This window comes from Prevotella sp. C0209C1, from assembly GCF_056583855.1.
Map to the genome: position 1 here is coordinate 47,072 of NZ_JBWPJP010000015.1, position 11,907 is coordinate 58,978.

Here is an 11,907-nt window from a genome sequence, read left to right on the forward strand (position 1 = left end):
TACATTTACTTAAATAATCTGTTTAAAAAGATTGTCGAAACAGCCGAATGACGATATGTCAAGTGGCTTTAGAGGGTCTAAAATCCAATAAAGTGGCGTATTATGATACATCGAAGCAGTAAGGCTAAACGTGCTCGGTGCACCTATTATATAATCGCAATGAGACAAAAGGCAAAGATCTTCTCCAGGATTGCCTGCTGGAAAATGCACATTACCATTGCCAAAAGCGTGCTTATAAGCATCTTTATCGAGCTTAGGATCATTGCCACAGATAAAGATTTTCACTGTTTTGTCGCGGTGTAAAGCAACAAACTGCCCTATAACGTGCATAAATTGGTCATCGTTATAATAATATTTGCCCCCTTGCCAACGTGCATAATCGCCTCGACGGATATGCACGCCCAACTTTATTGTACCTTGAAAAGGAGCCAATACAGCATTAATCTTAGTCTCAATAGCCGTATGAAAGCGGAAAAGCGATAATATTTCAGACTTATATTTTAAAAACAAGTCGTAGTAGCGCACATACCACCCCTCTACGAATAAATGTTTATGAGATGACATCAACGTTTCGTTAAGAGTATAATCACAATCTTCTTCATTGAAAGATACCGTTTTTAGCAGCCCCACTTTAGCACTATATTTGCCTAAGAGATAGAAAAAAAAGTTGTGATAACGCATGTTACAAATATCAAAATAAGGATATTTATAAGCAAAACGCATAGACATAGTGTGTTTATGATGCTCACGTGCCCAAGCATATACATGTGCATACTGAAGGATATTATTACACATTCTACCTTTATCATGTACAAAAAACATAGCTCAACTTATTCCTTTCTCTTGTTTTATAATGTTTAAATCGCGTAAATCAACTATACCTGTAGTTTTGTTTAGGCGAATGTTATACTCCTCATGTGTGCGTTTCCACCGTTTATGGCTCCATAAATATATACTTGGATCATACCTTATGCTATGCTCAAGAAGGTTAAAGTAAGTATCAGTAAGCTCATAGTCAGGGTATTTCTTAGGCTGATCGCTTATCTTTTTAAAGTTGCAGATATAGTATCCACGCTTCACTCTATGCACGTCGGCATAATATACCACCTGATTAGTGGTCTTTATCATACGTTCGGCTCCTGTAAAAACAGGTGTATCATGGTGAAGAAAATTTATCCAATGATGAATATTATTCCAAAAAGGAGCCTGATCGGCAATATATCCTACCACTACAGCTACAGATTTGGCACGATATTTTGCAATCTTTCTTAACGATTCGTTCATAGGGATACACACAGCACCATAACGCTGACGTACTTTTAAAAAGAGCTTATCAAATATTTTATTTTCTAATGGATGATAAATCTGCGTACATTTACCTTCCGACTTAAGCCAAAGAGGCAAAGAGGTAACCCATTCCCACTGCCCGTAATGACCTAAATATATGCCTATAGACCGTTTTTCTGCCCAATATTTGTCCATTTCATCGCACCCTGTGAATATCATACGGCGTTTAATCTCTGCCTTGCTCATAGTAAGCAGCTTAATAGTTTCTACAAAATAATCGCACAGCCAAGCATAAAAACTGCTAATAATATGCTTTTTTTGAGCCTCATTATAATCTGGAAAAGAAGAAGAAACATTATCCCATAACACTTTATAACGATATTTTGCTACTTTAGCTACAAAAAAATAAAGCACATCTGATAGCAAATAAAGTAGCCTTAATGGTAATAAAGAGAGTAAATACCAACAGAGGTAAACAAGTAAGTAAAGTATATTCATTGAGAATTAGTTTTGCGCAAAATTAGCAAAATCATTGCTATCCAACAAGTTTTTAATAGGTTATCATATAAGTATCATATATTTTATTTACCTTTGGTGCTTATAAAAAATGATATTTATGAAGACTCTACCTATAATAATAGGATATGATGCCAAAAGGATAGTGCATAACAGCACAGGGTTAGGTAATTATAGTAGGACACTTATCAAGAATGTTTTAAGCGAAAAAGATAAGCGTTTTTCTCTTCGTCTATATGCTCCAGATAAAGGTAATCACACTTTACGTGGTCAAATAAAGGAAACGGATCAGGTACGTTACGTCTATCCTAAAGGTAGAAAAGGGAAAATAGGCAAAGCATTATGGCGCTTTTTACGTATTAAAAAAGATTTAATTTCTGATGGAGTAAATATATATCACGGCTTATCAGGTGAGCTACCAAAAGGTATTAGCAAAACAGGAATTAAGTCGATAGTTACTATTCACGACTTAATATTTTTGCGTTATCCACAATATTATAGTTCGCTCGACTTGTTTTTCTATAAATATAAGTTTGCGGCTGCTTGTTTAGAGGCTGACCATATAATAGCTATTAGTGAATGTACAAAGCGTGATATTATAAAATTTGGAAACGTAGCACCAGAAAAAATCACTGTTATATATCAAGATTGTGAACAATCTTTTAAAGAAAAGGTAAACGAAGAAAAGCTCAAAGAGGTAAAAGAGCATTATCATTTACCAGAAAAATATATTCTTTCTGTAGGTAGTATAGAGGAACGAAAAAACATATTACTTGCTGTAAAAGCATTTAAAGATATAAAGACAGATGCTAAAATGGTTATTGTTGGTAAGCATACACCTTATACAAAAAAAGTAATAAGTTATATTAACGCGCATAATATGCAGGGTAGGGTGGTGTTTTTACACAACGTACCTTTCGAAGATCTGCCTTCTATTTATCAGCTTGCCCATAGCTTTGTGTATCCTTCACGTTATGAGGGATTTGGTATTCCTATTATAGAAGCCATATATAGCCAATTACCCGTAGTGGCTTGTACGGGTAGCTGTTTAGAAGAGGCAGGCGGACCATATAATATTTATGTTGGTCCTGATGATGTTATAGGTATGAAACAAGCCTTAACATCAATCCTTTCAGGAAGAAACAGAAAAGAAATAATAGAAAAAAGTAAAAATTATGTTCAGAAGTTTAGTACGCAAAAAGTAACACAAGAGCTTATAAACGAATATCTTAACATAGTAAATATAAAATAAAATAACACATACTCTTTAACAATATAACCTTTAAATGACAGCTAATTATACTCCACCCAAACATACTTTTATTCTTTTTACATTCTTAATAGGATTCATCTATAGATGCTTGACGGGGCTACAAGGTATAGACAATGTAGATGTTGGGTTCTGTAACACTTTCTATGAATGTATTTTTAAATATCCAGAAGCTAATAGTTTTAATTTCTTATATTATCTAACAGGTGTTATAGGAGGATTTTGGGAAATAGTTTTTGGCAATTACGGTCTGCTTGGATTTAGATTTTTTGAGGCCTTTACGCTAACTTTATCAATATTTTTGTTATATTCTATCTTTAAGAAATATATCCCATGGCAATATTCCTTAATAGCCATTAGCTTATGTTTTGTCTTCCCTACTATAACGGTTACTTTCCACTATGATACCTTTTCTTATCTGCTTATAGCTATTTCTGCCTTTTGTATAAACAAAGCTACGAAAGAAAAATATTGTATATGGGTCATATTATCTGGCTTTTTTATAGGCTTATCTATATTTGCGCGTATTGTTAATGCTGCTTTAATAGCCTTAATTATTATTCCGCTCTTTGTTTTTAAAAAACATGAAAGAAGTAAGATTAATATAAAAGCAGGTGTATGTTTTGCTATAGGTATAGTTTCAGGGTGCTTTTTAGCTGTTTGTATGTTATTAATATCTCATCAAGAAGCATATTATATAGATGCTATTCAACAGGCTTTTTGTACTTTAAGTAACAACAATGCAACACATAGTAAAGGAAATATTATATATAAGTATTTTAAAAGTGGAATAAACATTGCTTTAACAATAGTGGTATTATTAATAATAGCCAAACTAACAACCATTAAACAAATAAAAAAATATAAAGATCATATATTGACCAAAATATTATTGACTATTATTATATTCATTTTATCTTATACATCTCTGCCTTATACGGTAGCACTTGCATGTTCTTTACTTATCTGCCTATATGCTATTATAAATAAAAATATAGGAGAAGGAAAGGTTGTTGTTAGCTATCTCATAATAGCTACTCTTATATTTCCTATAGGAAGCGATATAGGTATAGCAGGAGTATATAACTGGATAGCAGGAATGGCTATTTTCCCCGCTGCTTATTGCTATACAAAGATAAGTAAGAAATGGAACTCTCTCTTGTTAATAACTATATTATGTATAGGATTATCTGGAATAATAAAACAAGCCTTTAAGGCATATGGAGCGGTTAAGCCACGATGGAAAGAAACCACTCTCGTGCAAAATGATAGGCTTAATATCTACACCGATTCTGCTAATGCTTTACAATATCAACAAGTTATAAAAGCTATTAACAAAGAGCAGGATAGCAACAGGCGGTTACTTTTCTTAATAAACCAAAAGTCGGAGTATTACTATGCTACCCATTCTTTACCTTTTTTAGGACATACACAAACTGTAATCTATACAGGGCAAAGCCTTATAGATAGATTAAACGAAAGGAAAGCGTTTTTTAAAAGTTATCCTTTAATAGTAGAATTAAAAAAAGTAAAACCTTTAAGCGAAACGGAAGAGGTAAGTAAACTTACTCATATATGGATGAAAAAACAAAAATATAGTGTTGCTTATAATGATAGTTATTGTACTATATATAAGCGAAAATAACGCAAGCCTATATAGTAAGGCTTGCGCTTGATGTTTAAGTTGTTACTCGAGAGCTATTCTCTTTGAGAAATCCTCTTATCTCTTCTAACATTTTTATAAGCTCTTCCATTTTAGAACAGCGGAGCATAGCAATACGCATTTGCTTAAAATCTGGAATGCCTTTAAATATTGGTGATGCTGCAAGATGACGCCGAGTGTGTAAGATACCACGATATTCGTCTATACGTTCCACATTAATGCGGAGCATTTCTTCTAACACATCTATCTTATCATCAAGAGAAAGTGATGTTTGGTCTTTACAAAAAAGCCATGGACACCCAAATGTAGCACGACCAATCATTACCGCATCTACTCCGTATTTATCAAAATGATCGTAAGCATCTTTTACACTAACAATATCTCCATTACCTATGATAGGTATTGTGATGTGTGGATTTTTAGCAACCTTTCCTATCAACGTCCAATCGGCTTTCCCTGTATACATTTGCTCTCTTGTGCGCCCATGTATGGTGAGTGCCTTTGCTCCACAGTCTTGTATTTGTTCGGCTAAATCAGTTATAATTAAGTTATAGTCGTCCCATCCTAAGCGTGTTTTTACCGTAACAGGCACATTAACAGCCTTTACTACTTCACGAACAATGTTTAAAAGTAGTGGGATATTTCTTAGTAAGCCCGCTCCAGCCCCCTTACCTGCAACTTTTTTAACCGGGCAACCAAAGTTAATATCAATGACATCAGGCTTAGCTTCCTCTACTATCTTGGCTGCTTCTACCATCGATTCTACATTATTACCATATATCTGAATGCCTGTAGGACGCTCATTATCGTCTATAATCATTTTCGATAATGTCGATTTTATATTACGAATAATGGCATCTGCCGAAACAAATTCGGTATAAACCATAGCTGCCCCATAACGCTTGCACATACTTCTAAACCCTATATCAGTAACATCTTCCATAGGAGCAAGGAATAAAGGACGATAACCTATATCTATATTTCCTATCTTCATAAGTGCAAAGGTAATAAAAAAGCATATATGACTAATGGTATAGAAGGTCATTTTGCAACCAAGTTGTAAAACATAACTGTTACTTTTGTATATTAATTATAAATATAACAAGTAAATATTAATGTCGTATGAATAAGAAATTGCTCCGTATTATCCTCACTGTCATACTTCTTTTAGGAGCATGGCTAATAGAAAAATACGCAAAGTTGCCCCTTTGGCAGCTACTCTTAGTGTATTTAATACCTTATCTTTTGATAAGCTATGATGTGTTAATGGAAGCTATAGAAGGCATCATAAAACGCGATCCTTTTGATGAAAACTTACTTATGGTGATAGCTACAGTGGGTGCACTTCTAATAGGCTTTTTACCTAATGCAGAGCCAGAGTATTTGGAAGCTGTCTTTGTGATGTTGTTTTTCCAGCTTGGTGAACTATTTGAAGATTATGCCGAAGACAAAGCTCGTGATTCTATAACAGACCTGATGGATCTTCGTCCTGATGCAGCTTATATAGAAAATAACGGAAACATCGAAAAGGTTAATCCTGAGGACGTGTCTATAGGCGATGTAATAATAGTGAAGCCTGGTGAAAAAATACCATTAGATGGTGTTATCTTAGAGGGTACTTCAAGCCTTAACACAGTGGCTTTAACAGGTGAAAGTATGCCTTGTGATGTGTCTAAAGGAGATGACGTTATTTCAGGAAGTGTCAATCTTTCTGGAGTGTTAAGAGTGAAGGTGTCTAAGATTTTTAGCGAATCTACAGCAAGTAAGATTCTTTCTTTAGTAGAAAATGCTAATGAGAACAAGTCTAAGAGCGAATCGTTTATACGTCGTTTTGCTCATGTTTATACCCCTATAGTTGTAATATTAGCCCTTGTTTTAGCATTTATACCACCTTTTTTCTCAGCTTCTTATAGTGCAGATTTTTCTGTTTGGTTACATCGTGCATTAACCTTTTTAGTAGTAAGTTGTCCTTGTGCTTTAGTAATATCTGTTCCTTTAACATTCTTTGCGGGTATAGGAGGAGCTTCACATAAAGGCATATTGATAAAAGGAGGCAATTATATGGATGCGCTTTCCAAGCTCCACACTATGGTTTTTGATAAGACAGGAACCCTTACTCATGGTACTTTTGAGGTTACAGCCATTCACCCAAACCAAATAAATGAGCAAGAGTTATTACATTTAGCAGCTCATGTTGAGCGTTATTCAAGTCACCCTATAGCTCTTGCATTGCGCGAAGCTTATGCTAAAGAGGCAGATGGATGCAGTGTAGAGAATGTGCACGAATTAGCTGGAAAAGGTATTACTGCTACTATAAACGGTAAGCAAGTGAGCGTAGGGAATAGGCGTATGATGCAACATTTAGGTGTAAACATTCCTATATGTAATTACTGTTCTACCCATAATACAGGTACTATTATCCATATAGCTATTGAAGGCTTATATGCAGGACATATAGTAATAGCTGATAAAATAAAGAGCGAAAGTGTTTCTTCTATTGCAGAATTAAAACATTTAGGAATAGCCAAGACGGTTATGTTAACTGGTGATAAAGAAAGTGTTGCAGCACAAGTAGCACAACAAACTGGCATTGATAGCTATCATGCAGAACTATTACCAAGCGATAAGGTAAGCTACTTTGAGAATATTATAAGTATTAAACCAAAAGATAAGACCATAGCTTTTGTAGGTGATGGTATTAATGATGCACCTGTATTATCGCGTGCAGATGTAGGGATAGCTATGGGCGGATTAGGTAGTGATGCTGCTATAGAAGCAGCCGATGTGGTATTAATGGACGATAATCCTGCTAAGATAGCTACAGCTATTAAGCTATCACGTCGTACCATTAATATAGCTAAAGAGAACGTGATATTTGCTATTGGAATAAAAATAGCTGTGCTTATACTTGCTACTATTGGGTTAGCATCAATGGGTTTAGCGATATTTGCAGATGTTGGCGTGATGATATTAGCTGTTATAAACGCAATGAGAGCTTTAAAAGCATAATTTGAAATAAAAAAAAATATGCGGTAGATGTTTTATTCTACCGCATTTTTTTTGTTTATATTTATAAAACATAACTATGTTATTTATGCAAAAGACATAAATATTGTTATTATTATGTAATAAGCATAACGTAAATAATATATTATTTCTACTTTTATAAAAAATAATTTTGTTTTATGAAACTATCCATATCTTCCTTTATTTATCCTGAAAGAATATTTTTATACTTATGCTTTTTTATATCTATTATTATTACAGTAGATGTAAAAGCGCAACAGATATTAGTATGCGATGCTATAAGTAGATTTCCTGTGCGTGATGTAGAGGTATGTGTAGATGGGCAGTTTATAGGTAAAACGATATATCTTGGTACTATAACGTTACCAAAGCAGTTTAAGCAAGCAAGTTTTAAAGCTAAGGGATATTCTTCAGAAAAACTTATCCGTGAAGAAGTTTTACGCGATACAGTGTTCTTATTTCCAAGCAAACATAGTCTCAATGAAGTAGTTGTAATAGGAAAGCACAAGCTCAATATAGATAGTTTATCACGCAATATGTCTAAAAGAGAGCTATATGATTATGGTTATTTGAAATCAAGCGGAGGTAGCTTTGATCTTGCTACTATACTTGATAGGCGACTTAATCGCGATAGAGAGCATGTTCAGCAAAATAAAGAAATAATAAAAAAGCTAAATGGCAAAAATATTATAGAACAAATATACACTGAGGAAATAGAAAAAAAGCGTGTGCTGGACGCTGCCTTTGAACGAAGGAAAATTCCTAAAGATACTATTTCTACATACTCTTTTACTACTAAACCACAAAATAAAAATAAATAATAGTTTTATTAAAAAAAACATTTTACAGAAAAGCTATTTATCATTTCTGTCTTATGATAAATAGTAAAAGATGTTTTATATTATTTTTTAGTTTTGTAGTGAGGTTATAAAGGTTATAAAAATGGGTATATACAAGCAGATAGGAATATAGTTTGTGCTATGAAATAAGTATTATATTATGTGTTTAGGTAACGATGGGGCGAGCTTATATACTATTGCATTATATAAAAAATGCTCACATCTATATATTCAGATGTGAGCATTTTAATATTATATTGATATATCTTCAGAGAGATATTAGAGCTGTGGACCAGCAGCTACAAGTGCTTTTCCAGCTTCGTTGCCTGTGTATTTCACAAAATTCTTTTGGAAACGAGCAGCAAGATCTTTAGCTTTCTCTTCCCACTGTGTAGCGTCAGCATATGTATCACGTGGGTCTAAGATCTTAGTATCAACACCTTCAAGCTCTGTTGGAACAACAAAGTTGAAATAAGGAATAGTCTTTGTAGGAGCATTGTTAATAGCACCACTTAAAATACCATCAATAATACCACGTGTATCCTTAATAGATATACGCTTGCCAGTACCATTCCAACCAGTGTTAACCAAGTAAGCCTTAGCACCATTCTTTTCCATCTTCTTAACTAATTCTTCTGCATACTTTGTTGGATGTAGCTCCAAGAAAGCCTGACCGAAACATGCTGAGAAAGTAGGAGTTGGCTCAGTAATACCACGCTCTGTACCAGCTAATTTAGCTGTAAAACCAGATAGGAAGTAGTATTTTGTTTGTTCAGCATTAAGAATAGATACAGGAGGTAATACACCGAAAGCATCTGCAGAAAGGAAGATAACCTGTTTAGCAGCTGGACCAGCAGATACAGAATTCTTCTTTAGTACGATATTCTTAATGTGATTGATAGGATAAGATACACGAGTATTCTCAGTTCTGCTATTATCAGCAAAATTTATCTTACCATTAGCATCAACCATAACGTTTTCAAGAAGAGCGTTACGTTTGATAGCAGCATAGATATCAGGCTCTGACTCCTTGTCTAAGTTGATAACCTTAGCGTAGCAACCGCCCTCAAAGTTAAACACACCATTGTCGTCCCAGCCGTGTTCATCATCACCTATAAGAAGACGTTTAGGATCGGTTGATAGAGTAGTCTTTCCAGTACCTGATAAACCGAAGAAAATAGTAGTGTTCTCACCGTTTAGGTCGGTATTAGCAGAACAGTGCATAGAAGCAATACCCTTTAGAGGTAGATAGTAGTTCATCATAGAGAACATACCTTTCTTCATTTCACCACCATACCATGTGTTAAGGATAACCTGCTCTTTTGTTGTTACGTTGAAAGCAACGCAGGTTTCAGAATTTAATCCTAATTCAGCGTAATTTTTAACTTTAGCTTTTGAAGCATTGTAAACAATGAAGTCTGGTTCCTGTGCCAATTCCTCTTCGTTGATAGGCTTAATGAACATATTTGTTACAAAGTGAGCTTGCCAAGCTACTTCTACGATGAAACGAATCTTCATACGAGTATCCTTATTAGCACCGCAGAAACCATCAACAATGAAAAGACGTTTGTTAGAAAGCTCTTTTTTAGCTAAGTCGTTAACTACAGCCCAAGTCTTTTCAGACATCTTCTTGTTGTCGTTCTTGTATTCTTCAGAAGTCCACCATACTGTGTTGTGAGAGTTTGCATCATCTACGATGAACTTATCCTTAGGAGAACGACCTGTATAAACACCTGTCTGCACGTTTACTGCACCAAGCTCTGTTACCTGACCTTTCTCAAAGCCTTCTAAACTTGCTTTTGTTTCTTCTTCAAACAATTTCTCGTAAGAAGGATTGTAAACAACTTCTGTTGTACCTGTGATACCGTACTTTTCTAGTACACTTTTATCAAACTGTGCCATTTTATAAAATGTATTTAGTTGGAAAATAATTATTCTTTTTTTTAATTTAATCTTATTTACTAAGACACCGCAAAGGTAGCATTTTTAATAAACTTGCCCAAAGATATATTTATAAATTCTATCAAAGTTAAGATATATGTAGGTTAAATAATTAAAAATAAGCATTTAACTAATTATATTTGCTAAATGTATATTGCAAAATAGAAATGAAATGCTTATTTTTGCCAAAATTTTGTATTATGCTTTATAATAAACGTAAAAACTTTAATGCCTAAATAGCTAATGGAAATTATCAACTTTTCGGAACAAAATTCCATAATTAATCAATATCTTGCAGAGATTCGAGATAAAGAGTATCAAAAGAATCGATTATTATTTCGTAACAATGTTTTACGTATAGGAGAGTTTGAAGCTTTTGAAATATCTAAAACGTTACATTATGAAACGAAAGAGGTTGTTACTCCTTTAGGTTTATCTAAAGTTAATGTTCCTTCAGATAAGATAGTTTTAGCAACAATATTTCGTGCGGGTCTTCCTTTCCATAATGGTTTTCTTAATATATTTGATCATGCGGGAAATGCTTTTGTAAGTGCTTATCGTGAATATAAAGATGAGGCTCATCACGAAGTAGGTATTCATGTAGAATATTTAGCAACACCAGAAATTACTGGTAAAACTTTAATTATAGCTGATCCTATGCTTGCTACAGGAGGGTCTATGGAATTAGGTTATAAGGCTATTCTTACTAAAGGTATTCCTAAACATGTGCATGTGGCTTGCGTTTTAGCAACCCCTGAAGGCATTTCTCATATTAAAAAGACATTCCCTGATAAAAATACTACAATATGGTGTGGAGCTATAGATGAAGGGCTTAATGAGCATAAGTATATTGTACCAGGTTTTGGTGATGCCGGAGATCTTTGTTATGGTGAGAAAATTTGATAAAAAATCATTCTTCATCACCTATTTTAAGTAAAAAGGAGATAGTTGATATATATTCTCTTATGGTATGATTTTTATGCTTCTTTAAGAGAAATAGTATGTATATTTCTGCTAAAAGAAAGTTTTGAAAAATAAGTAATACATTTATTTAACATATTAATTACTTCATAAGATCATCTAATGCTGCATCTGAATCTTTTAATGAGAAAATCAAAGTTTTCAGAGCATCACTAATGGGTATCGTTGATGAAAAATTCTTTCTGTATAGACTTGCAAAGATTTTTATGCTTATCCCCACTAAATTTCCATTGAGCCAATCTATCTGACTATAGGGTATCATTTGATGACTCTTAATATTGGCGATGCCAAGTGAAATGCAATGAAATTATGGGTCAGTCGTAAAACCCAGTTGCAAGCCCTCTCCTCTCAGGCACATAATTTCATAAGTATTTGTTATCTTT

The 11,907-nt window shown here is 33.9% G+C and carries 10 protein-coding genes; 5 read left to right on the plus strand and 5 right to left on the minus strand.

Annotation, left to right across the window (positions count from 1 at the left end; translation table 11 throughout):
* Positions 1-9: 9 nt before the first annotated feature.
* Together AC1DCD_RS05650 and AC1DCD_RS05655 are read right to left on the minus strand one after the other, a co-directional pair.
* Positions 10-822: an alpha-1,2-fucosyltransferase gene (locus AC1DCD_RS05650; RefSeq protein ID WP_464640729.1), complete on the minus strand. Its 813-nt coding sequence runs from the start codon at positions 820-822 to the stop codon at positions 10-12.
* Between the two features lie 3 nt (positions 823-825).
* Entirely contained in the window at positions 826-1,785 is a 960-nt protein-coding gene (locus AC1DCD_RS05655; protein WP_353585976.1) for a lysophospholipid acyltransferase family protein, read from the minus strand.
* Between the two features lie 118 nt (positions 1,786-1,903).
* Between AC1DCD_RS05655 and AC1DCD_RS05660 the strand changes: the two genes are divergently transcribed.
* Positions 1,904-3,055: a glycosyltransferase family 4 protein gene (locus tag AC1DCD_RS05660; RefSeq protein ID WP_464640773.1), complete on the plus strand. Its 1,152-nt coding sequence runs from the start codon at positions 1,904-1,906 to the stop codon at positions 3,053-3,055.
* Between the two features lie 34 nt (positions 3,056-3,089).
* Positions 3,090-4,718, plus strand: a complete 1,629-nt coding sequence (locus tag AC1DCD_RS05665) for an ArnT family glycosyltransferase (RefSeq protein ID WP_464640727.1) — start codon at positions 3,090-3,092, stop codon at positions 4,716-4,718.
* A gap of 34 nt (positions 4,719-4,752) precedes the next feature.
* On the opposite strand, the gene dusB is transcribed toward AC1DCD_RS05665, so the two are convergent.
* Positions 4,753-5,730: a tRNA dihydrouridine synthase DusB gene (dusB, locus tag AC1DCD_RS05670; protein ID WP_464640725.1), complete on the minus strand. Its 978-nt coding sequence runs from the start codon at positions 5,728-5,730 to the stop codon at positions 4,753-4,755.
* 128 nt (positions 5,731-5,858) lie between these two features.
* On the opposite strand from dusB, the gene AC1DCD_RS05675 reads away from it, so the two are divergent.
* Together AC1DCD_RS05675 and AC1DCD_RS05680 are read left to right on the plus strand one after the other, a co-directional pair.
* Entirely contained in the window at positions 5,859-7,745 is a 1,887-nt protein-coding gene (locus AC1DCD_RS05675; RefSeq protein WP_464640723.1) for a heavy metal translocating P-type ATPase, read from the plus strand.
* A gap of 176 nt (positions 7,746-7,921) precedes the next feature.
* Complete coding sequence (locus AC1DCD_RS05680; RefSeq protein WP_008448092.1) at positions 7,922-8,584, plus strand: hypothetical protein; 663 nt, start codon at positions 7,922-7,924, stop codon at positions 8,582-8,584.
* A 297-nt stretch (positions 8,585-8,881) separates the two neighbouring features.
* Here the strand turns inward: AC1DCD_RS05680 and pckA are convergent, their stop codons facing one another.
* A complete protein-coding gene (pckA, locus tag AC1DCD_RS05685; RefSeq protein WP_008448895.1) occupies positions 8,882-10,504 on the minus strand; it encodes a phosphoenolpyruvate carboxykinase (ATP) in 1,623 nt (540 codons plus the stop codon).
* A 282-nt stretch (positions 10,505-10,786) separates the two neighbouring features.
* On the opposite strand from pckA, the gene upp reads away from it, so the two are divergent.
* Entirely contained in the window at positions 10,787-11,446 is a 660-nt protein-coding gene (gene upp / locus AC1DCD_RS05690; RefSeq protein WP_008448893.1) for a uracil phosphoribosyltransferase, read from the plus strand.
* Between the two features lie 160 nt (positions 11,447-11,606).
* Here the strand turns inward: upp and AC1DCD_RS05695 are convergent, their stop codons facing one another.
* A complete protein-coding gene (locus AC1DCD_RS05695) occupies positions 11,607-11,786 on the minus strand; it encodes a hypothetical protein (protein ID WP_353585970.1) in 180 nt (59 codons plus the stop codon).
* Positions 11,787-11,907 lie beyond the last annotated feature (121 nt).